The sequence below is a fragment of the Micromonospora sp. NPDC048868 genome (assembly GCF_043198195.1).
In the GTDB taxonomy this organism is placed as follows: Bacteria; Actinomycetota; Actinomycetes; order Mycobacteriales; family Micromonosporaceae; genus Micromonospora; species Micromonospora reichwaldensis.
This window is the reverse complement of the sequence record NZ_JBICUN010000002.1, coordinates 382,018-403,985: the sequence shown is the minus strand read 5'-3', so window position 1 is coordinate 403,985 and position 21,968 is coordinate 382,018. Positions and strand designations below refer to the sequence as shown.

At 73.8% G+C, this 21,968-nt stretch carries 22 protein-coding genes; 14 read left to right on the top strand and 8 right to left on the bottom strand.

Annotated features, from left to right (window positions below; all coding sequences use genetic code 11):
* Positions 1-7 precede the first annotated feature (7 nt).
* The 4 genes from ACGFNF_RS04755 (at position 8) to serA (ending at position 5,422) form a co-directional block, all read left to right on the top strand.
* Positions 8-1,894, top strand: a complete 1,887-nt coding sequence (locus ACGFNF_RS04755; protein ID WP_393165760.1) for an acetolactate synthase large subunit — start codon at positions 8-10, stop codon at positions 1,892-1,894.
* Positions 1,894-2,409 carry an acetolactate synthase small subunit gene (ilvN, locus tag ACGFNF_RS04750; protein ID WP_089001623.1) on the top strand — a complete coding sequence of 172 codons (516 nt, stop codon included), beginning with the start codon at positions 1,894-1,896 and terminating at the stop codon, positions 2,407-2,409. The genes ACGFNF_RS04755 and ilvN overlap by 1 nt, the downstream gene beginning before the upstream one ends.
* A gap of 126 nt (positions 2,410-2,535) precedes the next feature.
* Positions 2,536-3,549: a ketol-acid reductoisomerase gene (ilvC, locus tag ACGFNF_RS04745; protein ID WP_151455720.1), complete on the top strand. Its 1,014-nt coding sequence runs from the start codon at positions 2,536-2,538 to the stop codon at positions 3,547-3,549.
* A 274-nt stretch (positions 3,550-3,823) separates the two neighbouring features.
* Entirely contained in the window at positions 3,824-5,422 is a 1,599-nt protein-coding gene (serA, locus tag ACGFNF_RS04740; protein WP_393165757.1) for a phosphoglycerate dehydrogenase, read from the top strand.
* A 63-nt stretch (positions 5,423-5,485) separates the two neighbouring features.
* On the opposite strand, the gene ACGFNF_RS04735 is transcribed toward serA, so the two are convergent.
* Both ACGFNF_RS04735 and ACGFNF_RS04730 read right to left on the bottom strand, forming a co-directional pair.
* A complete protein-coding gene (locus ACGFNF_RS04735) occupies positions 5,486-5,842 on the bottom strand; it encodes a hypothetical protein (RefSeq protein WP_121396167.1) in 357 nt (118 codons plus the stop codon).
* Positions 5,843-6,163: 321 nt separating this feature from the next.
* A complete protein-coding gene (locus ACGFNF_RS04730; RefSeq protein WP_393165755.1) occupies positions 6,164-7,009 on the bottom strand; it encodes an FAD:protein FMN transferase in 846 nt (281 codons plus the stop codon).
* A 223-nt stretch (positions 7,010-7,232) separates the two neighbouring features.
* Here ACGFNF_RS04730 and ACGFNF_RS04725 point away from each other — a divergent pair, with 223 nt between their 5' ends.
* Both ACGFNF_RS04725 and ACGFNF_RS04720 read left to right on the top strand, forming a co-directional pair.
* Positions 7,233-8,264: a 3-isopropylmalate dehydrogenase gene (locus ACGFNF_RS04725; protein WP_393165753.1), complete on the top strand. Its 1,032-nt coding sequence runs from the start codon at positions 7,233-7,235 to the stop codon at positions 8,262-8,264.
* 222 nt (positions 8,265-8,486) lie between these two features.
* Positions 8,487-9,584, top strand: coding sequence for a branched-chain amino acid aminotransferase (locus ACGFNF_RS04720; protein ID WP_393165751.1), 1,098 nt, complete (start codon positions 8,487-8,489; stop codon positions 9,582-9,584).
* A gap of 75 nt (positions 9,585-9,659) precedes the next feature.
* Here the strand turns inward: ACGFNF_RS04720 and ACGFNF_RS04715 are convergent, their stop codons facing one another.
* From ACGFNF_RS04715 to ACGFNF_RS04700, 4 genes are all read right to left on the bottom strand, one after another.
* Positions 9,660-10,424 carry a tyrosine-protein phosphatase gene (locus ACGFNF_RS04715; protein ID WP_393165873.1) on the bottom strand — a complete coding sequence of 255 codons (765 nt, stop codon included), beginning with the start codon at positions 10,422-10,424 and terminating at the stop codon, positions 9,660-9,662.
* Positions 10,425-10,453: 29 nt separating this feature from the next.
* Positions 10,454-10,912, bottom strand: a complete 459-nt coding sequence (locus ACGFNF_RS04710) for a PRC-barrel domain-containing protein (protein ID WP_357086715.1) — start codon at positions 10,910-10,912, stop codon at positions 10,454-10,456.
* A gap of 214 nt (positions 10,913-11,126) precedes the next feature.
* Positions 11,127-11,657, bottom strand: coding sequence for a carboxymuconolactone decarboxylase family protein (locus tag ACGFNF_RS04705; protein WP_132232570.1), 531 nt, complete (start codon positions 11,655-11,657; stop codon positions 11,127-11,129).
* A 2-nt stretch (positions 11,658-11,659) separates the two neighbouring features.
* A complete protein-coding gene (locus tag ACGFNF_RS04700; RefSeq protein WP_089001610.1) occupies positions 11,660-12,220 on the bottom strand; it encodes a peroxiredoxin in 561 nt (186 codons plus the stop codon).
* A gap of 340 nt (positions 12,221-12,560) precedes the next feature.
* Between ACGFNF_RS04700 and cimA the strand changes: the two genes are divergently transcribed.
* A complete protein-coding gene (gene cimA / locus ACGFNF_RS04695; protein WP_393165749.1) occupies positions 12,561-14,141 on the top strand; it encodes a citramalate synthase in 1,581 nt (526 codons plus the stop codon).
* Between the two features lie 36 nt (positions 14,142-14,177).
* On the opposite strand, the gene ACGFNF_RS04690 is transcribed toward cimA, so the two are convergent.
* A complete protein-coding gene (locus ACGFNF_RS04690) occupies positions 14,178-15,167 on the bottom strand; it encodes an endonuclease/exonuclease/phosphatase family protein (protein ID WP_393165871.1) in 990 nt (329 codons plus the stop codon).
* Positions 15,168-15,567: 400 nt separating this feature from the next.
* Here ACGFNF_RS04690 and ACGFNF_RS04685 point away from each other — a divergent pair, with 400 nt between their 5' ends.
* The 7 genes from ACGFNF_RS04685 (at position 15,568) to arfB (ending at position 21,090) form a co-directional block, all read left to right on the top strand.
* A complete protein-coding gene (locus tag ACGFNF_RS04685; protein WP_393165747.1) occupies positions 15,568-16,095 on the top strand; it encodes a hypothetical protein in 528 nt (175 codons plus the stop codon).
* A gap of 217 nt (positions 16,096-16,312) precedes the next feature.
* Positions 16,313-17,362 (top strand): AAA family ATPase, encoded by a 1,050-nt coding sequence (locus tag ACGFNF_RS04680; RefSeq protein ID WP_393165745.1) that lies wholly within the window; start codon positions 16,313-16,315, stop codon positions 17,360-17,362.
* Positions 17,359-18,378, top strand: coding sequence for a DUF58 domain-containing protein (locus tag ACGFNF_RS04675; RefSeq protein ID WP_393165743.1), 1,020 nt, complete (start codon positions 17,359-17,361; stop codon positions 18,376-18,378). The genes ACGFNF_RS04680 and ACGFNF_RS04675 overlap by 4 nt, the downstream gene beginning before the upstream one ends.
* Entirely contained in the window at positions 18,375-19,334 is a 960-nt protein-coding gene (locus ACGFNF_RS04670) for a VWA domain-containing protein (RefSeq protein WP_393165741.1), read from the top strand. The genes ACGFNF_RS04675 and ACGFNF_RS04670 overlap by 4 nt, the downstream gene beginning before the upstream one ends.
* Positions 19,335-19,378: 44 nt before the next feature.
* On the top strand, positions 19,379-20,242 hold the full coding sequence (locus tag ACGFNF_RS04665; protein ID WP_393165739.1) for a S1C family serine protease: 864 nt from the start codon (positions 19,379-19,381) through the stop codon (positions 20,240-20,242).
* A gap of 110 nt (positions 20,243-20,352) precedes the next feature.
* Positions 20,353-20,655 (top strand): hypothetical protein, encoded by a 303-nt coding sequence (locus ACGFNF_RS04660; protein WP_393165737.1) that lies wholly within the window; start codon positions 20,353-20,355, stop codon positions 20,653-20,655.
* A gap of 9 nt (positions 20,656-20,664) precedes the next feature.
* Positions 20,665-21,090, top strand: a complete 426-nt coding sequence (gene arfB / locus ACGFNF_RS04655) for an alternative ribosome rescue aminoacyl-tRNA hydrolase ArfB (RefSeq protein WP_132232586.1) — start codon at positions 20,665-20,667, stop codon at positions 21,088-21,090.
* On the opposite strand, the gene ACGFNF_RS04650 is transcribed toward arfB, so the two are convergent.
* Positions 21,087-21,956 carry a 3-methyladenine DNA glycosylase gene (locus tag ACGFNF_RS04650; protein ID WP_393165735.1) on the bottom strand — a complete coding sequence of 290 codons (870 nt, stop codon included), beginning with the start codon at positions 21,954-21,956 and terminating at the stop codon, positions 21,087-21,089. The genes arfB and ACGFNF_RS04650 overlap by 4 nt on opposite strands.
* Positions 21,957-21,968: the final 12 nt, after the last annotated feature.

Genomic DNA, 21,968 nt, shown 5'->3' with positions numbered 1-21,968 from the left:
AACCGCCATGACGAGACCCACGCCAGAGACACTCGCCCACTCCGCCCGGCGGGCCCGCACGATCGCCGAGCCCGCGAGCGACGCCGAGCACGCCGGCGCCGCCCGCACCGCGGCCACCCCGGCCGTCCCGGGAGTACGCACACCCGCTCCGGCCCAGGTCAGCGGCGCCGGTTCGCTCGTGCGGTCCCTCGAGGCGCTCGGCGTCGACGTCGTCTTCGGCATCCCGGGCGGCGCCATCCTGCCGGCGTACGACCCGCTCTACGACTCCACCGTCCGGCACATCCTGGTCCGCCACGAGCAGGGCGCCGGGCACGCGGCGACGGGCTACGCCCAGGCGACCGGCCGGGTGGGGGTCTGCATGGCCACCTCCGGTCCCGGCGCGACGAACCTGGTCACCCCGATCGCCGACGCGTACATGGACTCGGTGCCGATCGTGGCGATCACCGGTCAGGTCGCGCGGCCCTCGATCGGCACGGACGCCTTCCAGGAGGCGGACATCCAGGGCATCACCCTGCCGGTCACCAAGCACAACTTCCTGGTGCAGGAGGCCGAGGAGATCCCCCGGGTGCTGGCCGAGGCGTTCCACCTGGCCGCCACCGGCCGGCCCGGGCCGGTCCTGGTCGACATCCCCAAGGACGTCCTCCAGGCGCCCACCACCTTCACCTGGCCGCCGACGCTGGACCTGCCCGGCTACCGCCCGACCCTGCACCCGCACGGCAAGCAGATCCGCGAGGCGGCCCGGCTGATGGCCACCGCCCGGCGCCCGGTGCTCTACGTCGGTGGCGGCGTGCTCAAGGCCGGCGCCACGGAGGGGCTGCGCCGGCTGGCCGAGCTGACCGGGATCCCGGTGGTCACCACGCTGATGGCCCTCGGCGCGTTCCCCGACTCGCACCCGCAGCACCTGGGCATGCCCGGCATGCACGGCACGGTCTCCGCGGTCTACGGCCTGCAGAAGGCCGACCTGATCGTGGCCCTGGGCGCCCGCTTCGACGACCGGGTCACCGGCAAGCTGGACTCGTTCGCCCCGGACGCGGCGGTGGTGCACGCCGACATCGACCCGGCCGAGATCGGCAAGAACCGGCACGCGGACGTCCCGATCGTCGGCGACGCCCGGCACGTCATCGACGAGCTGATCGCGGCGGTGACCAACGAGCAGGCGGCCGGCCGGCGTGCCGATCTCGCCGACTGGTGGACCCAGCTCGACGACCTGCGCAAGCGGTACCCGCTGGGCTACGAGGAGCCGGCCGACGGCACCCTCTCCCCGCAGTACGTGATCAAGCGGCTCGGCGAGCTCGTCGGCCCGGACGCGATCTACGTCGCGGGGGTCGGCCAGCACCAGATGTGGGCCTCGCAGTTCATCTCCTACGAGAAGCCGTACACCTGGCTGAACTCCGGCGGCCTCGGCACGATGGGCTACGCGGTGCCGGCGGCGATGGGCGCCAAGGTCGGCAAGCCCGACACGGTGGTGTGGGCGATCGACGGCGACGGCTGCTTCCAGATGACCAACCAGGAGCTGGCCACCTGCGCGCTGGAGGGCATCCCGGTCAAGATCGCCGTGATCAACAACGGCAACCTCGGCATGGTGCGGCAGTGGCAGACCCTGTTCTACGGGGAGCGCTACTCCAACACCGACCTCGGCACCCACAAGCACCGCATCCCCGACTTCCTAAAGCTCGCGGAGGCGCTCGGCTGCGTGGGCCTGCGCTGCGAGAACGCCGAGGACGTCGACGCGACCATCGCCGCCGCGATGGCGATCGACGACGCCCCGGTGGTCATCGACTTCGTCGTCGGCAAGGACGCCATGGTGTGGCCGATGGTCGCCGCCGGCACCAGCAACGACGAGATCATGTTCGCCCGGGGCGTCCGCCCGGCCTTCGACGAGGATGACATCTGATGACCATGCACACCCTGAGCGTCCTGGTGGAGAACAAGCCGGGCGTCCTGGCCCGGGTCTCCGGGCTGTTCTCCCGGCGCGGCTTCAACATCGACAGTCTCGCCGTCGGGGAGACCGAGAACCCGGACGTCTCGCGGATCACCATCGTGGTCAACGCCGAGTCGTCCCCGCTGGAGCAGGTCACCAAGCAGCTCAACAAGCTGGTCAACGTGCTCAAGATCGTCGAGCTGGACCCGCAGGTCTCGGTCGCCCGCGAGCTGCTCCTGGTCAAGGTGCGCGCCGACCGCGCGGCCCGGGCCCAGGTGCTGGAGACGGTGGGCCTGTTCCGGGCCCGGGTGGTCGACGTGGCGCCGGACACGCTGACCATCGAGGCCACCGGCACCCCGGACAAGCTCGACGCGCTGCTGCGCGACCTCGAACCGTTCGGGATCAAGGAGATGGTCCAGTCCGGGCTGGTGGCGATCGGGCGCGGCTCGCGCTCCATCACCGCCGGACCCTCGCTCCGGGCCGCCTGACCCCGACCCGGCCGGCGCCCGCGCCGGCCGGGACCGCCCGACCAGTGCCGGCGCGTGGCGCCGCCTGGGACCGACACCGCACAGATCCACGACGGGCCGCCCGGGCCGCCGTACGAAAGGGAAATCATGAGCGTTGAGGTGTACTACGACGACGATGCCGACCTGGGCCTGATCCAGGGCCGCAAGGTGGCGGTGATCGGGTACGGCAGCCAGGGCCACGCCCACGCGCTGTCGCTGCGCGACTCCGGGGTCGACGTGGTGATCGGTCTGCCGGAGGCCTCCAAGAGCCGGGCCAAGGCCGAGGAGCAGGGCCTGCGGGTGCTCACGCCGGCCGACGCGGCGGCCGAGGCCGACGTCATCATGATCCTCGCGCCGGACACCGCCCAGCGCAGCATCTACGCCGAGTCGATCGCGCCGAACCTGGCCCCGGGCAAGGCGCTCTTCTTCGGCCACGGCTTCAACATCCGCTACGGCCTGATCAAGCCGCCGGCCGACGTCGACGTGGCGATGGTCGCGCCGAAGGGCCCGGGCCACCTGGTCCGCCGCCAGTACGCCGACGGCAAGGGCGTGCCCTGCCTGGTCGCCGTCGAGCAGGACGCCAGCGGCAGCGCCCTCGCGCTGGCCCTGTCGTACGCCAAGGGCATCGGCGGCACCCGGGCCGGCGTCATCCGGACCACCTTCACCGAGGAGACCGAGACCGACCTCTTCGGCGAGCAGGCGGTGCTCTGCGGCGGCGCGGCGGCGCTCGTGCAGACCGGCTTCGAGGTGCTCACCGAGGCGGGCTACGCCCCCGAGGTGGCCTACTTCGAGTGCCTGCACGAGCTGAAGCTGATCGTCGACCTCATGTACGAGGGCGGCATCGCGAAGATGCGGTACAGCATCTCCGACACGGCCGAGTACGGCGACCTCTCCCGCGGCCCGCGCGTCATCGACGCCCGGGTCAAGGAGGAGATGCGCAAGATCCTCAGCGAGGTCCAGTCCGGCGAGTTCGCCCGGGAGTGGGTGGCCGAGGACGAGGCCGGCCGGCCCAACTTCAGCAAGTGGCAGGCCGAGGGCGCGGCGCACCCGATCGAGGAGACCGGCAGCAAGCTGCGCGGCATGATGAGCTGGGTCGACCGCCCGATCACCGAGACCGCCTGACGCACACCCCCGGCGGCCCGGCCCGGGCGCTCTCCCCGGCGCCCGGACCGGGCCGCTCCCTGTGCGCACCGCCACGCCGCGCGTCGTCCACCGGCGCGTCGTCACCCGTTGTGAGGGCACTCACCCCGTAGTCCGGGACATGCCGGCCGGCCGGCCCCCTACGATCGCGGGGTAGGTGCGTAGCCGGCACCTGACGGCCATGGCCTGGATCAGCGCAGGGCGCAGCGCGGCGTCCCGCAGCCCGGCCCACCTCTGACGACAACTACGAGGACCAATGACTCCTGTCGTACTGATCGCCGAAGAACTCGCCCCCGCCGCCATCGAGGTGCTCGCCCACGACTTCGACGTCCGTCACGTCGACGGCACCGACCGTCCGGCCCTGCTCTCGGCGCTCTCCGAGGCCGACGCCGTGATCGTGCGCAGCGCCACCCAGATCGACGCCGAGGCGATCGCCGCCGCGCCCCGGCTGAAGGTCGTCGCCCGGGCGGGCGTGGGTCTGGACAACGTCGAGGTGCCGGCCGCCACCGCGCGGGGCGTCATGGTCGTCAACGCCCCCACCTCCAACATCGTCTCCGCCGCCGAGCAGGCCCTCGCGCTGCTGCTCGCCGTGGCCCGCAACACCGCCAGCGCCAGCGCGGCGCTGAAGGCGGGGGAGTGGAAGCGGTCGAAGTACACAGGCGTCGAGATCCAGGGCAAGACCGTCGGCGTGGTCGGCCTCGGCCGCATCGGCGTGCTCTTCGCCCAGCGGATCGCCGCCTTCGGCACCCGGCTGATCGCGTACGACCCCTACATCCAGCCGGCCCGCGCGGCCCAGCTCGGCGTCCGCCTGGTGGGCCTGGAGGAGCTGCTGCGGGAGAGCGACTTCATCTCGATCCACCTGCCGAAGACCCCGGAGACCGTGGGCCTGATCGGCGAGAAGGAGCTGGCCGTCGTCAAGCCCGGCGTCCGGATCGTCAACGCCGCCCGGGGCGGGCTCGTCGACGAGCAGGCCCTGGCCGACGCGATCGCCGAGGGCCGGGTCGCCGGCGCGGGCGTGGACGTCTACGCCAAGGAGCCCTGCACCTCCTCGCCGCTGTTCGCGTTCGACAACGTGGTCGCCACCCCGCACCTGGGCGCCTCCACCGGTGAGGCGCAGGACAAGGCCGGCCTGGCCGTGGCCAAGAGCGTGAAGCTGGCGTTGCAGGGCGAGTTCGTGCCGGACGCCGTGAACGTGCAGGCCGGCGGCGTGGTCGCCGAGGACGTGCGCCCGCTGCTGCCGCTGGCCGAGAAGCTCGGCCGGGCCTTCACCGCCGTCGCGGGCGGGGTGGCCGCCAGCGTCACCGTCGAGGTGCGCGGCGAGATCGTCAACCACGACGTGTCGGTGCTGAAGCTCGCCGCCACCAAGGGGCTGTTCAGCTCGGTGGTCGAGGAGCAGGTCACCTACGTCAACGCGCCGCACCTGGCCGCCGAGCGCGGCGTCGAGGTCACGCTGGTCGCCCAGTCCGACTCGGTCGACCACCCCAGCCTGGTCACCGTCCGCGGCGCGCTGCCCGACGGCCGTACGGTCAGCGTCTCCGGCACGGTGACCACCGCCGGCGGCCGCGACGTCCTCAAGCTCACCGAGGTCGACGGCTTCGACGTGGAGATCGGCGCGGAGGGCATCCTGGTCTTCCTGCGCTACGTCGACCGCCCGGGCGTGGTCGGCACGGTCGGGACGCTGCTCGGCGAGGCCGGCGTCAACATCGCGGCGATGCAGGTGGCCCGGCGCGAGGCCGGCGGCGAGACCCTGATGACCCTCACGGTCGACCAGGCGCTCGGCGCGGACCTGCTCACCTCGGCGGCGGAGTCGATCGGCGCGGGCGCGGCCAGCGCGGCGGACCTGCGCGACGAGTGACCTGAGCGTGCGACAGCAGGGGCCCGGCGATCCGCCGGGCCCCTCGTCGTCTCCGGGAAGTGGTCAGCCGGGCAGCCGCGCCGGCGGCGGGTAGACCGAGCCGTCCTGCGCGTCGAAGAGCATCAGGTCGTACGCGCCGGCCAGCCGTTCGATGTCGAGCAGCACCTGGTCCTCGCAGGTCGGGTGCAGGTTCAGCTCGACGTGGTCGCTGGCCGCGTGCAGCGGCGCCACCGCCCACGGGGTGCCGGGGCCGGCCGGCCGGTCCGGGTAGCTGCCGGTGATGGCGCGGTAGAAGGCCACCACCCGCGGGTCCGGGTACCGGTCGACGTGCTGTCCCTGCCGGCACCGCAGCACCGCCGCCCGTACGTCCTCGGGTGTCGCCCCGTCCGCCAGGGCCCACACGCTCAGGTCGAAACTCACGGCGGACAGCGTGCCATCCGACGATCTCCGCGTCGAAATCGGCCCGCCGGCCCGGATCGGCACGCTCCAGTCACGACGGTCCGCTGTGGAGACCCTTGCGTTGAGTTGCGTCGATTCGCTAGCGTATCTGTGCGGTCACTGGCCGAGCTCGCGGCGTGGGCCCGTCTTCGGGTGACGAGGTCGACGTCCGGCTGACCGGCCCGCACCCCTCGATTGCGCGAGCCACGCGCACTCGTCGCTGACCGGCCCTCACGGTCGTTGCCGAGACCGTGGGGGCCGATCGCGCGCCCGGCCCACCCGCCGGGCCGACGCGGGACCGGCTCAGCGGCGGTGGGCGAAGAGCACGCGGTAGTCCGACCCGTCGCGGAACCAGTCCAGCCCGGCCGGCCCGGCGGCGTAGAGCGCGGTGGCGTAGGCGTCGGCGACGGCGAGGTCCGGCCCGACGACCGTCGCGGCGGCCAGCTGGTCGGCGGGCTCCCCGGTGTGCGGGTCCACCACGTGGCCCTGCCGGCCGCTCACCCCCGAGGTGCCGACCGCGCCCGCGGTCATCTCCAGCACGAGCGGCGCCCGGTGCTGGTCCGTCGGGTGGTGCACCGCCACCCGCCACGGGCCGCCGTGCGCCGCGTGCCCGCGGACGACCAGGTCGGCGCCGCTGAGCACGGCGTAGTCGTGGATGCCGGCGGCGCGCAGCCGGGCGGCGGCCCGCTCCACCGCCCACCCGCCGAGCAGGCCGCCGGGGTCGAAGCCGCCGGGCACCGCCCAGGCGTCGAACCAGCCGTCGGTGGCCGCCCGCATCGCCGCGCAGCGGTCCACCAGGTCGGCCAGCGGCGGGTACGAGTCGGGGCTGATCTCGCCCCGGCGTAGCCGGGAGACCAGGCTCTCCGGCCGGCTCGGGCCGTAGGTGAGGTCGATGGCCCGCAGTTCCGCCACCGCGTCCCGCAGCGCCTCCCCGACACCGCGACGGCCCAGCCACTCGGGGGCGTTGAGCAGCAGCGAGTATTCCGCCGTGGAGGTCCGCACGGTGTGCTGGACGGCGATGCGGTCCTCGCCGACCGTGCCGGAGCGGTCCACGCGGTGACTGCGGGCGCCCAGCCGCAGGTCCGGCCGGCGCGGCTGGAAGGCCGACTGGTCCACCCATCGGGTCCGTGGCTGCTGGTCGATCCGCATGACACTGCTCCCTCGCTGACGCCGGCCGCGTCCTCGCGGCCTCCGTCACGGGCCCCCGTTGACCCGCTCGTCATCACGCTAGGCAGCGGAGATGACCTCCCCATGAATGCCACCTGGGAGGATCCTGTGCATCCTCCTTTCCCGCATTCTGGAAGGTCCGTACCGGGAGGCGGGACGGCGGCGTACGGTCGGACGAAACGGCTAGGCGAGGGAGCACAGGGACGTGGCACGGATCGCGGTGGTGGCCGGGGACGGGATCGGACCCGAGGTGGTCGCGCAGGCCCGCAAGGTCATCGACGCCGTGCTGCCGGGGGTGGACGCCACCGAGTACGACCTCGGCGCCGCCCGCTGGCACCGCACCGGCGAGGTGCTGCCCGACTCGGTGCTCACCGAGCTGGCCGGGCACGACGCGATCCTGCTCGGCGCCGTCGGCGACCCGACCGTGCCGCCGGGCGTGCTGGAGCGGGGCCTGCTGCTCAAGCTGCGCTTCGCCTTCGACCAGTACGTCAACCTGCGCCCGTCGCGGCTCTGGCCCGGCGTGCCCGGGCCGCTGGCCAGCGTCAAGCCCGGCGAGGTCGACCTGGTGGTGGTCCGCGAGGGCACCGAGGGCCTCTACGCCGGCGCCGGCGGCGCGCTGCACCGGGGCACCCCGGCGGAAGTCGCCACCGAGGAGAGCCTGAACACCCGGCACGGCGTGGAGCGGGTGATCCGCGACGCCTTCGCCCGCGCCACGCGCCGGGAGCGGCGCAAGGTCACCCTCGTGCACAAGACCAACGTGCTCACCCACGCCGGTTCGCTGTGGGCGCGCGCGTTCGAGGCCGTGGCGGCCGAGCACCCCGACGTGACCACGGAGTACCAGCACGTCGACGCCGCCGCGATGTTCCTGGTCACCCAGCCGCAGCGCTACGACGTGGTGGTCACCGACAACCTGTTCGGCGACATCCTCACCGACATCGCCGCCGCCGTCACCGGCGGGATCGGGCTGGCCGCCAGCGGCAGCATCAACCCCGAGGGGGCGTACCCCTCGATGTTCGAGCCGGTACACGGCTCCGCGCCGGACATCGCCGGGCGCGGCGTGGCCGACCCGGTGGCGGCCGTACTCTCGGCGGCCCTGCTGCTCGACCAGCTCGGGCACGCCGACGCCGCCGCCCGGGTCACCGCCGCGGTGGGCGTGGAGCTGGCCGCCCGGACCCCGGGCGCGGCACTGCGCACCGAGGAGGTCGGCGACCGGCTGGCCGGGTACGCCACCTCCTGAGGCCGCCGGCCACCCACCCCGAGGTCCCGACGACGCCGCCGGCCGCACCCCGGTCCGGCGACGCCGCCCGGCCGCACCTTGGTCCGGCGGCGCGCACCCGCCCGGCGCTGCCGGTACGCCGGGCGGCGCTACCCGCTGAACGACCGTTCGGGGTAAGTTTCTCGCACCAGTTTTCTCGGCATGCGGACCCGTGTGCCGTAGTCCCGCAGGGAGGTCAGCGCGATGAGCGGTGGTGACAAGCTCGACTTCGAGATCCGTCCGAATCCCGCGCCGGTATCCGTCGCCGACCGGGCCGCCCTGCTGGCCAACCCGGGGTTCGGGCGGGTCTTCACCGACCACATGGTCACCATCCGCTACGCCGACGGCAAGGGCTGGTACGACGCCCGGGTCGAGGCGCGGGCGCCGATCCCGATGGACCCGGCCGCCGCGGTGCTGCACTACGCGCAGGAGATCTTCGAGGGGCTGAAGGCCTACCGGACGGCCGACGGCGGGGTCACCATGTTCCGCCCGGAGGCCAACGCCGCCCGGTTCGCCGCCTCCGCCCGGCGCATGGCGATGCCGCCGCTGCCCGAGGAGACGTTCGTCGACTCGCTGCGTCAGCTCGTGGACGCCGACCAGGGCTGGATCCCCGAAGGCGAGGACGGCAGCCTCTACCTGCGGCCGTTCATGTTCGCCAGCGAGGTGTTCCTCGGCGTCCGGCCCGCCAACGAATACCTCTACGTGGTGATCGCCTCGCCGGTCGGGGCGTACTTCTCCGGCGGGGTGAAGCCGGTGACGGTCTGGGTCTCCCCGGACTACACCCGGGCCGCCCCGGGCGGCACCGGCGCCGCGAAGTGCGGCGGCAACTACGCCGCCTCGCTGGTGGCGCAGGCCGAGGCGATCGAGCACGGCTGCGACCAGGTGGTCTTCCTGGACGCGGTGGAGCGTCGCCACGTCGACGAGCTGGGCGGCATGAACGTGTTCTTCGTCTACGACGACGACACCGTGGTCACCCCGCCGCTGACCGGCACGATCCTGCCCGGCATCACCCGGGAGTCGGTGCTCACCCTGGCCGCCGACGCCGGGCACCGGATCGAGGAGCGGCCGGTGAGCTTCGCCGACTGGCAGGCGGACGCCGCGAGCGGCCGGCTCCGCGAGGTGTTCGCCTGCGGTACCGCCGCCGTCGTCACCCCGATCGGGCGGGTGCGCTTCCCCGACGGCGAGTTCCTGGTGGGCGGCGGCGAGCCCGGCCGGGTCACGACGGCCCTGCGCCAGCAGCTCGTCGACCTCCAGCGGGGCAAGGTCGACGACCCGCACGGCTGGGTCCGCCGCATCCTCTGATCCGCCCCCCGACGGCACCGTCCCGCCCCCGCGCCGCCCGGCGTGGGGGCGGCGCCGTCTCGCAGGAGGGTGGGGTCAGGCCAGCAGGTGGTCGCGCAGCGCGGCGAGCTGGGCGTCGGTGACGCCGGCGTGGCGCAGGTAGCCCTCCACCGAGCCGTGGGCCTCCCGCAGCTCGGCGAGGAAGAGCGTCATGGCCTCGGCGGGGCAGGTCAGCGCCGGCAGGGTGTGCCCCGCCCGCTGGCCGGTGGCCTCGAACCAGGCGCGGTACCGCTCGCCGGCCTCGGTGCTCAGGGCGTAGTCGGCGGCGATCTCGTCGTCGGCGACGCCGAGCACCGCGAGGGTGAGCCCGCAGACGATGCCCGTGCGGTCCTTCCCGGCGACGCAGTGCACGACCACGGGGGCGCTGGCGTCGTCGGCGATCAGCCCGATCGCCTCGGCGAGCCCGGCGGTGCCCGTCCCGGCGAGGTCGGCGTACCGGTCGGCCAGGTAACGGGCCAGGTCGGTGCCGGGACGGTAGGGCCGCTCGCCCCACTCCGCGTGCTCCGGGTGGATGTTGCGCCAGGTCAGGCCGTCGAAGTGGGGGACGCGGCCGTCGCGCTCCACCTCGTACGGGCGGCGCAGGTCGATGACCGTGCGGACGCCGAGGGCGGCGAACGCCTCCCGGTCGGTGTCGTCGATGCGGTGCAGGGAGTCGGAGCGGTAGAGCCGCCCCGGGCGCACCGTGCGACCGTCGTGGCCGACGTGGCCGCCCACGTCGCGGAAGTTGAACGTCGTGGAGAAGGGGATCCGGCGACCGACCTCGATGGAGTCCACGCTGACACGGTAACGGCCTCCCACGATCTGCGGGAGGCCGTCGCGCGCCGTGCCGGTCAGCGGGCGGTGCCGGGCGGGATGGCCGAGTACGTCTCGTCGTAGTAGCCGCCGAGGCGGTCCCGGTAGGTGGGGTCGGTGTCGGCGGTCTCGTCGTACTCCGGGGCGGCCTTGATCTGGTCCTTGCTCCGGTCGACGTGCACCTTGCGCTCGTCGTGGTCGACGTGGTTGACGGTGCCGGCCGGGATCATGACCTTCCGGCCGAAGATCCACGGCCCGGTGTCCACCACGAGGTAGCTGTCGTTGACCTCGTGACTGGCGCTGTCGATCTTGCCGATGCCGCCGTCGGTGGCCTCGACCTTGTAGCCGACCAGGTCGGCGTCGGCGACCCTCGCGGTGTCGCGGTAGCGCCACGGGTCGAACGTGCCGGCCGGGGCGCCGCCGGCGAACTCGCCCTGGCCGCCGCCGCGCAGCGGGTCCGGGCTGCCGTGGGTGCTGTGCGGGTCGAGCCTGTCCATCTGACAACTCCTGCCCCGACTGTCGCCAGTCGTCTCGCCGGTCCGGGTGTCTCTCGTCTGCTCCCGAGGAGCTACCCGGGCCGTCGCCACCGGAAACGGCGGGGCGGGCGCCGGGGACGACGCGGGGCCGGTGCCGGAGCCGACGCGGGGCCGGTGCCGGGGACGGCGCAGGGCCGGCGCCGCATCGCGGCACCGGCCCTGCGTGTGGTACCCGTCAGGCGAGCGCGGCCTGGGCGTCCAGGGTCACCGCGGCGGCGTGCACGACGGCGGCGATGCGCAGTCCCTCGTGCACCTGCTCGCGGCTGAAGCCCGCGTTGCGCAGGGTCTTCTCGTGCGACTCCAGGCACACCCCGCAGCCGGTGATCGCCGAGACCGCCAGGCACCAGAGCTCGAAGTCGGCCTTGTCCACGCCCGGCTTGGCGATGATCTGCATCCGCAGCCGCGCCGGGATCGACTGGTACTGCTCGTCGCCGATCAGGTGCTTGGCCCGGTAGTAGACGTTGTTCATCGCCATGATCGCGGCGGCGCCCTTGGCGGCCTCGACCGCCTCCGGCCCGAGGTGGGTGGCCGCCTCGGCCGCGATCTCGCGCAGCACCACCGGGTTGCGCGCCGCGACGGCACAGGCCAGGGCGGTGCCCCACGCCTGCTCCGGCTTCAGCGTGCTGGTGGCGATGGTGGAACCGAGGTTGAGCTTGATGTCCTTGGCGTACTCGGGCAGAGCCGCCTTGACCGCGTCCAGACCCATGGTCAGGCCCCGGCGCCGGCGAGGAGCTTGGTGGCGTCCAGGGTCTCGCCGCCCTTGTTCCAGTTGCACGGGCAGAGCTCGTCGGTCTGGAGGGCGTCGAGCACCCGCAGCACCTCGGAGACGTTGCGGCCGACCGAGCCGGCGGTCACCATGACGAACTGGATCTCGTTGTCCGGGTCGACGATGAAGGTCGCCCGCTGGGCCACGCCGTCCTCGCCGAGCACGCCGCAGGCGGCGGTCAGCTCACGCTTGACGTCGCTCAGCATCGGGAACGGCAGCTCGCGCAGGTCCGGGTGGTCCTTGCGCCACGCGTAGTGGACGAACTCGTTGTCCACCGACACGCCGAGGACCTGGGCGTCCCGGTCGGCGAACTCCTCGTTCAGCCGGCCGAACTCCGCGATCTCGGTCGGGCAGACGAAGGTGAAGTCCTTCGGCCAGAAGAAGACGACGCGCCACTTCCCCTGGTGCGACTTGTGGTCGATCGACTCGAACGCCTTGTCGGCGTCCAGCGACACGCAGGCGGTGAGTTCGTACTCGGGGAAGCGGTCACCGACAGTGAGCACAGGTCCTCCTTGACAGCGGCACGAGGCCGGTAACTGGATCGGTTCCAGATACTTCCGCAGCTCTGTTTCCGCCGGTCGGCGGCCGGGTGACTTGTGAAGTCGATCACCGGCGGCGGGTCGTGCCGGCGGGCCGGTCACCCGTGCGGTATCGGGACCCTCCGTCACCGTCCCGCCATGTGGATTACGCCTCCCAAAACCGGGTCCCGGATGGCAGAGTGGCGATCGTGACCAGCACCGACCTGATTATTCGCACCTAGCGCGCCGGCCTCCCCTCCGCCGAGCGCGCAGACCTCCCGCATCCGCGGGGGGTCTTTTTGTTGCTCCCCGAAAGGACTCCCTGATGACGTTCCAGGTGTACGACACCACGCTGCGCGACGGCGCCCAGCGCGAGGGGCTCAGTTACTCGGTGGTCGACAAGCTCGCGGTGGCCCGCCTGCTCGACGAGTTCGGGGTCGGCTTCATCGAGGGAGGCTGGCCGGGCGCGGTGCCGAAGGACACGGAGTTCTTCCGTCGGGCGCGCGCCGAACTCGACCTGAAGCACGCGCTGCTGGTCGCGTTCGGGGCCACCCGGCGGGCCGGGGTGCCCGTCGGCGAGGATCCGCAGGTCCGCGGCCTGCTCGACGCGCAGACGCCGGCGATCGCCCTGGTCGCCAAGGCGGACCTGCGGCACGTCGAGCGGGCGCTGCGCACCACCGGATCCGAGAACCTGGCGATGGTCCGCGACACGGTGGCGCACCTGGTGGCCGAGGGGCGCCGGGTCTTCGTCGACGGGGAGCACTTCTTCGACGGCTACCGCTCCGACCCGGCGTACACGGCCGCCGTCGTGGAGACCGCCCTCGCCGCAGGCGCCGAGCGGGTGGTGCTCTGCGACACCAACGGCGGGATGCTGCCCTCCCAGGTGACCGCCGCCATCGCCGACCTGACCGCGCGGCTCGGGGTCGGCCCGGAACTGCTCGGCATCCACTGCCAGAACGACACGGCCTGCGCGGTGGCCAACACCGTCGCCGCCGTGGAGGCGGGGGTGCGCCACTTCCAGGGCACCGCCAACGGCTACGGCGAGCGCCCCGGCAACGCCGACATCTTCGCCGTGGTCGCCAACCTCCAGCTCAAGCTCGGGCTGCCCGTCCTACCGGAGGGCTGCCTGGGGCAGATGGTGCGGGTCTCCCACGCCATCGCCGGGATCGCCAACATCGCCCCCGACACCCACCAGGCGTACGTCGGGGCCGCGGCCTTCGCCCACAAGGCGGGGCTGCACGCGAGCGCGATCAAGGTGGATCCGCTGCTCTACAACCACGTGGACCCACAGGTGGTGGGCAACGACATGCGGATCCTCGTCACCGAGATGGCCGGCCGGGCCAGCGTCGAGCTCAAGAGCCGTGAGCTCGGCCTGGACCTGGCCGGCCATCCGGAGGCGCTGTCGCGGGTCACCCGGCGGGTCAAGGAGTTGGAGGCCGACGGCTGGTCGTTCGAGGCCGCCGACGCGTCGTTCGAGCTGCTGGTCCGCTCGGAGCTGGACACCGCCCCCGCCAGGCCGTTCGCGCTGGAGTCGTACCGGGTGCTGGTCGAGCACCGGGAGGACGGCGCGGTGGTCTCGGAGGCGACCGTCAAGATCCGCGTACGCGGTGAGCGGGTGATTGCCACCGCCGAGGGCAACGGTCCGGTCAACGCCCTGGACGAGGCGCTGCGGGTCGGGCTGGCCCGGCACTACCCGGAGCTGCGCGACTTCGAGCTGGCCGACTACAAGGTGCGGATCCTGGAGGGCACCCACGGCACCGGCGCGGTGACCCGGGTGCTGCTGGAGACGGTCGACGGCAGCAACCGCGACTGGACCACGGTCGGCGTGCACCCCAACGTCGTCGAGGCGTCCTGGCACGCCCTCGTCGACGCGCTCACCTACGGCCTCGACCGCGCCCGGGTCTGAGCCGCCCCGGCCCCCGCGCACCGGCAGCCGGGGGCCTCACCCGACCGGGAGGCGCAGCTCGGCGAGGACGGCGCGGTGGTCGCTGCCCCGCAGGGGGTGCACGGTGACCGCGCGCACCGCGATCCGCCGGTCGACAAGCACGTGGTCGATGGTCACCGGCGGGATCGGGTCCCCGTCGTACGGGCCCCACGTGCCGACCAGGCCCGCGCCGACCTGGTCGGCGGCGTCGACGTAGCCGGTGTCCAGCAGGGCGCGCAGCGGGGCGTGGTCGAGGGTGGCGTTGAAGTCGCCGGCGAGGATCCGCAGCGGCCCGTCCGGGGTGGCGGGCGGCTGCGCCGCCAGGTCGGCGCGCCAGTGGCCGACCTGGTCCACCGCGTACGGGGCCGACGGGTGCGCCGACTCGACCCGGACCGCCGGCGCCCCGGGGACCGCCACCGTGCCGTAGGCCTGGTCGAAGCCCCAGCCGCCGCGGTTGTGCCGGACGCCGCCGTCGCTGATCGGGAACCGCGCGTAGAGGCCGGAGCCGACGGTGCCGGTCTGCGGGTGGAGCTGCCGGTGGGGGAGCAGGCCGGACAGGCCGAGCCGGTCCAGCTCCGCCTCGGCGTCCGGGGTGAACTCCTGAACGGAGAGCACGTCGACCCGGTGCCGCCGGACCAGGTCGACCAGTGCCCGCGCGTCGCCGGCCCCGGCGAGCAGGTTGGCGGTCAGCAGCCGCACCGTCGGCCCGCCGGCCGGGGGCTGGCCGGACGGCAGTGCCCGGGGCACCACCACGGCCACCAGGGTCGCCGTGACCAGAGCCGCGACCACCGCGGGCCACCGGCGCCGCAGGGCGAGCGCGAGCACCAGCGGCAGGAGGCTCCCGGCGGCGGCGTACGGGGTGAAGGCGAGCAGCTGCACCAGCGGCCCCCGGTCGAGACCGCCCAGTCGTACCGCCGCCCAGGCGACCCCGGGCGCGACGGCGGCCCAGCAGAGCGCGGTGCGCAGCCGCGCCGTCCGGCGGCCCGTCGCCGGCTCCGCGGTCTCGATGATCACGGCCGGAGGATAGCGCCCGAGCGCCCGGCCGGCGGTCCCGAACGCGCCCACGCGGCGGCCCCGGAGCAGTTCGCGTGGCACGCTCGTGAATGGCCCAGCGTTCGCTTCTCACAATTATGTGATCCCGATTCGAGTAATTGACGGGGCGTGATCGACTATTGACCCACGGCATTTTGTGGTGCTACCTTCCAGTGGGTTGAGACGTCGAAACTCTGAGTAGTAACACCAGCTCAGAGCCGGTGAAAATCGTTGAAGCGGCAACATCTAGGTGCGGCCTGAAGGCGTGGGCTCCAGGCGGTTGTCGCTATTTCCCGGCCCGAAAGAATGGAAGTCGACCGTCCCGCGTTCTGTGGGTCCGGTCGAATCCGCACGGTCAACAAAAGGGAGACCTGTCATGACCACACTCTTCCGACGCAAGGCGGTGGCGGTGGCGTTCGCCGCGCTGGCGCTCGCCCTGACCGGAGGCGGCATCGCCGTCGCCCAGCCGGCGGCGCAGGCGCCCGCCGAGGTCGCCCAGCCGGCCGCCCGTCAGCCCGGCTCCGGCGGCCAGCCGGCGGTGACCCCCGCCGAGGCGCGCAAGGCCAAGGCCGCGCTGGCGCAGGGCCCGTCCGCGCTGGCGAGCGCGCCGGGCACCGTCGCCTCCGCCGTCGTCGCCAGCAACGGCACACTGCTCCGCGGCTCGCCCGAGGTGGTCTCCGCCACCCGTTACGGCCCCGGGCAGTACCAGGTGCTGTTCAACTACAACGTCTCGCTGAAGGCGTTCCACGCCACCATCGGGACCACCGACCCGTACAACGTTCCCCCGGGTGGCGAGATCTCCGTCGCGCCGCGGCTCCAGACGCCGAACGCGGTCTTCGTCCAGACCCGCAGCTCGTCGGGGAACGCGTCCGACCGGCCGTTCCACCTGGTCATCGCCAACTGAGCACCGCCTGACGACGCCGGCCCCCTCACCTGGGTGCGGGGGCCGGCGCCGCCGCGCCGCCGTCGCCCGCCGACGCGGGGCTCTCAGGGGCGTGGGCGGCGCGGGCTCGGGGGGTGGGTGCCGGGTCGGGAGGGTTGTCCCGGTTCGGGCCGCTAAGGGCCGCCCCCGCGCCGATAATCCGACGTTTGTCCGACGGTCGGCACGGGAAGCAAGCACCGTGACGGACATCTCGGACACCCTGGCCAGCGTGCCCAGCCCGGCCGATCCCGATGCGACCCCGGCCGAGCTGGAACAGACGCTCTTCGAGGTCAAACGCGTGATCGTCGGGCAGGATCGGCTCGTCGAGCGCCTGCTCACCGCCCTCATCGCGGACGGGCACTGCCTCCTGGAGGGCGTGCCCGGGGTGGCCAAGACGCTCGCCGCGCAGACCCTGGCCACCGTGGTCGGCGGCACCTTCTCCCGGATCCAGTTCACCCCGGACCTGGTCCCCTCCGACATCGTCGGCACCAGGATCTACCGCGCGTCGCGCGAGGACTTCGACATCGAGCTGGGCCCGATCATGGCGAACCTGGTGCTCGCCGACGAGATCAACCGGGCCCCGGCCAAGGTGCAGTCCGCCCTGCTGGAGGCGATGGCCGAGCGGCAGGTATCCATCGGCGGGCGCAGCTTTCCCGTGCCCGAGCCGTTCCTGGTGCTGGCCACCCAGAACCCCATCGAGTCGGAGGGGGTCTACCAACTGCCGGAGGCGCAGCGCGACCGGTTCATGATGAAGGTCGTAGTCGACTACCCGAGCGACGCCGACGAACTCGCCATCCTCTACCGGATGAGCGCCGACCGGCCCGTCGCCCGGCGGGTGCTCGACCCGCAGCGGCTGCGGGACCTCCAGGCCCGCGCCGCCCACGTCTTCGTGCACCACGCGATCGCCGAGTACGTGGTCCGGCTGATCTTCGCCACCCGGGACCCCGGCCGGTTCGGCCTGCCCGAGATCGCCCCGCTGCTCGCGTACGGGGCCAGCCCCCGGGCCACCCTCGGCCTGGTCCGCGCCGCGCGGGCCCAGGCGCTGCTGCGCGGTCGCGGGTACGTGCTGCCCGAGGACGTCCGCGAACTCGCCGTCGACGTGCTCGCCCACCGGCTGGTGCTCTCCTTCGACGCGGTCGCCGACGGGGTGGCCGCCGAGGCGGTGGTCCGGCGGCTGGTGGAGGTCGTGCCGCCGCCGCGCGTCGCCACCGCCCACCCGGAACCCGCGGCCGACCTGGCGGCGGCATGAGGTGGCGCGGGGCCACCGCGCCGGCCCCCGGGCCGGCCGACCCGGGACTGGCCGACCTCACCGGGGACCGGCGGCTGCGCCGGCTGGAGCTGACCGTCACGCGCCGGCTCGACGGGCTGCTGCACGGCCGGTACCGCGGCCTGCTGCCCGGGCCCGGCAGCGAGACCGCCGGCAGCCGGGAGTACCGGCCGGGTGAGGACGAGGTGCGCCGGATGGACTGGGCGGTGACCGCCCGCACCACGGTCCCGCACGTGCGCGAGGTCGACGCAGACCGGGAGCTGACCACCTGGCTGCTGGTCGACGCGAGCCCCAGCATGGAGTACGGCACCGCCGAGCTGGACAAGCGGGAGTTGGCCGTGGCGGCGGTCGCGGCGGTCGGCTTCCTCACCGGCGGCGTGGGCAACCGCCTCGGCGCGCAGGTGCTCGGCCCGGACGGGCTGCGCCGGTTCCCGCCCCGCAGCGGACGTACCCATCTGCTCGGGCTGCTCCGGGCCCTGCTGACCGCCCCGCGCGTCGGCGGCCACGACCGGGACGAGCCAACGCCGGCGGGCCCCGACCTGGCCGACGGGCTGGCCGCCGTGCACCGGGTGGCGCTGCGCCGCGGCCTCGTCGTGGTGGTCTCGGACTTCCTCGACGGACTGCCCGACGACCCACGGCAGGCGCCGTCCTGGGAGGTGCCCCTGCGCCGCCTCGCCACGCGGCACCAGGTGCTCGCCGTGCAGGTCACCGACCCCCGGGAGCTGGAGCTGCCCGACGTCGGCCTGGTCACCCTCGTCGACCCGGAGACCGGGCGGCGGCGCGAGGTGTGGACCGGCGACCGCGCGCTGCGCGAGCGCTACGCCGCCGCCGCGACCGCCCAACGCGAGCAGGTACGCCAGGCGCTGCGCCGCAGCGGCGCCACGCACCTGCCGCTGCGCACCGACCGGGACTGGGGCGCCGACATCGTGCGGCACGTGCACGCCCAACGGCGCCTCGCCGCCGCCCCGGCGCGGACGGCCCGGGGAGGTGCGGCGTGATCTGGCAGTCGCCCGCCCGGCTCTGGCTCCTGCTCGGGGTGCTCGCCCTGGCCGTCGGCTACCTGCTCATGCAGCGCCGCCGCAGCCGGTACGCCGTCCGCTTCACCAACCTGCGGCTGCTCGACCGGGTCGCGCCGCACCGCCCGGCCTGGCGGCGGCACGTGCCGGCCGGGCTCTTCGTGGCCATGCTGGCGCTGCTGGTGGTCGGCTTCGCCCGGCCCACGGCGGAGGTCCGGGTGCCCCGCGAACGGGCCACGGTGATGGTCGCCGTGGACGTCTCCACCTCGATGCTCGCCGGCGACGTGGAACCGGACCGGCTCAGCGCCGCCAAGGAGTCCGCCCGGCGCTTCGTCGACGGCCTGCCGGACGAGTTCAACGTCGGGTTGGTCGCCTTCGCCGGTAGCGCGGCGGTGCTGGTGCCGCCGAGCACCGACCGGGAGGCGCTGCACGAGGGCGTCGAGCGGCTGGTCGAGGGGGCCACCGGGGTGCAGGGCACCGCCATCGGAGAGGCGATCAGCACCTCGCTCGGCGCGGTGAAGGGCTTCGACAGCCAGGCGGCGAAGGACCCACCGCCGGCCCGGATCATCCTGCTCTCCGACGGGGCGAACACCTCCGGCATCGACCCGATGGAGGCCGCGTCCGAGGCGATCGACATGAAGGTGCCGGTGCACACCATCTCCTTCGGCACCCCGAGTGGCACGGTGGACCGGGGCGGCCGGCCGATCCAGGTGCCCGTCGACGGGCAGACCCTGCGCGCGGTCGCCGAGGAGACCGGGGGCGTGTTCCACGAGGCCAGCACCAGCGACGAGCTGCGCGCCGTCTACGACGACATCGGCACCTCGGTCGGCTACCGCATCGAACGGCAGGACGTCTCGGCCCGGTTCATCGGTCTCGGGCTGGTGTTCGCCATGGGCGCGGCGGCCGGCTCGATGCGCTGGTTCGCCCGGCTGCCCTGACCCCGTACGGCCGCCGCCGAGAAGGACACGTGAGGAGCGTACGCATGGCAGTGCAGACCGGGCTGGGCGAACCGCGCGGCCCCTGGTTCATCTCCCCGGAGCTGGATCCGGACGGGCGGACCCGGTGGGGCGGGTCCGACCCCGACGGTGGCCCGGCTGGCCGCGGCCCGCGCGGGCGGGTGCTGGCGGCGCTTGCGGTGGTGGCCCTGTCGACCGCCTCCGGGGCGGTGGCCGGCGGCATCGTGGCCGGCCGCGACGACGCCCCGGGCCCGGCTGCGGCCTCGGCGGCCCCCGTCCCGGCGGAACTGGTGACCGCCGCCGGGAAGACCGTGCCGGGGGTGGTCTCGGTGCTGGTCGGCGGGGCCGGCGGCGCCTCGGCCTCCGGCTCCGGCTTCGCCGTCGACGACCAGCAGCACATCATCACCAACGACCACATCCTGGCCAAGGGGCGCGGCGGCTCGGTGACGGTGGAACTGCCCGACGGGCGGCGGTTCGCCGCCGAGGTCGTCGGGCGGGAGCCGCGCAGCGACCTCGCCGTGCTGCGGGTGCCGCCGTCGGCCGGCCTGGCGGCGTTGCCCCTGGCGAAGCCGGGATCCACCCGGGTGGGGGAGCCGGTGCTGGCGGTCGGCTCGCCGCTCGGGCTGTCCGGCACCGTCACCGCCGGCATCGTCAGCGCCCTCGACCGGCAGGTGCGCCTCGGCGACAACCGGCACACCGCCGTGCAGACCGACGCCTCGATCAACCCGGGCAACTCGGGCGGCCCACTGGTCAACGCGCGCGGCGAGGTGGTCGGGGTGAACACGGCCATCGCCACGATCGACGGGAACGGCTCGATCGGCATCGGCTTCGCCATTCCCATCGAACAGGTGCAGCAGACCGCCGACACGATCATCGGGAAGGGTGGCTGAGCTGCGGGCCCGCCGTCCGGGGCGGCCCGGGAATGTGAAAACTGTCGGATACCCGGCGCGGAATGATCGGCCAATGGAAATATCACGCTGAGTATGGATAACTGGCTCGGGTGGAGCGTCCTGGAATCGTGGTCCTCCTGCTGGTGGGCCTGTTGATCGGTACCGGTGTGGGGTCGGCGTACGCCCGGGCACGACGCGGGTGGGCCGACTACCAGACCGTCAAGAAGACCGTGCCCGGCGCCCGGAGCGCCGCGTGGCTGCTGATCAAGGTGGCCACCACGAAGATCGGGGTGATCGCCCTGCTGCTGGTGGGGGCGGTCGCCTATGCCGCCGCCGACCCCGACGACAGTCCCGACCCACCCGCGCAGACCCCGGGACCGTCCGCGACCCCGAGCGTCCGGCAGGGGCGCTAGCCTCGGGGGGTGGACGACGGACTGCGGGTGAACGACCGGTGGACCGTTCCCGCCGCCGAGCTGCGGGAACGGTTCTCCCGGTCGTCCGGGCCCGGTGGTCAGGGCGTCAACACCACCGACTCGCGCGTCGAGCTGAGCTACGACCTGGCCGCCTCGCCCGGCGTGCCCGAGCCGCTGCGGGCGCGGGCGCTGGAGCGACTCGCCGGCCGGCTGGTCGACGGCGTGCTCACCGTGGCCGCCAGCGAGCACCGGGCGCAGCTGGCCAACCGGGAGGCCGCCCGCGAACGGCTGGCCGCGCTGCTGCGCGAGGCCGCCGCCCCGCCGCCCCCGCCCCGCCGGCCCACCCGCCCGTCGCGGGGCGCGAAGGAGCGCCGGCTGGCCGACAAGAAGCGCCGGTCACAGCGCAAGCGCGACCGCCGCGTCGACGGCGACTAGCCCGGGAGCAGTGTCGCGCAGACACCGATGAGCCGGGCGCGTAGCTGGCCGGCACGCTGTGCGAACTCGCGTTGCCGCGCCGCGTACTCGGCCTTGCCCTCCGGCGTCTCGATGGCCACCGCGGGCTGCCCGTAGGAGGAGAAGTCGTACGGGGACGCCTGCATGTCGAGTAGCCGGATGTCCCTCGCCAGCTCGAAGCAGTCGAGCGCCAGGTCCCCCGGAACCGCGGGGCCCAACTTGGTCGCCCACTTGTGGCAGTCCATCGATGCGTGCAGGCAGCCCGGCTGGTCGAGTTCCACCTGGCTCTCCCTCGTGGGTCGGAGCCGGTTGAGGCCGACCGCGTCCGGGGTGAAGAAGCGGTACGCGTCGAAGTGCGTGCAGCGGATCTGGTGCGACTCGACGACCGCGTCGGTGCCCTCCTGCCCGAGTCGCAGGGGGAGCAGGTGTCGATGCTCCCGTTGGCGGTACACCATCGCCCATTCGTGCAGGCCGAAGCAGCCGGTGAAGGCCGGTCGCGACGCGATCGCGGACAACAGGCGGTGGATGAAGCGCACCGACTCGGCCCGGTCGACGAGGAACGCCGCGACGTCGAAGCTCACCGAGCCGTCCGCCGCCGTCGCGTACCAACGCCACTGCCGGTGCGGGGCGGAGCCGTCCGGCCCCGGCGCCAGGGAGACGCCCACGCCCGGGTGCCACCGGCGGAGCACGGAGGGCCGGGTGCCGTAGTAGTCGTACAGGAAGTCGTCGATCGCGTGGCGTTCCCCCGTGGCCCTGCGGGCGCGGTGGCCCGCGGTGAGGGCGTCCGCACGCCTCTCGTGCGCCTCCAGGAGGGCAACCCAGGTCGGCGGGGCGAGGGCGGCGGTCACGAAGCCAAGGGT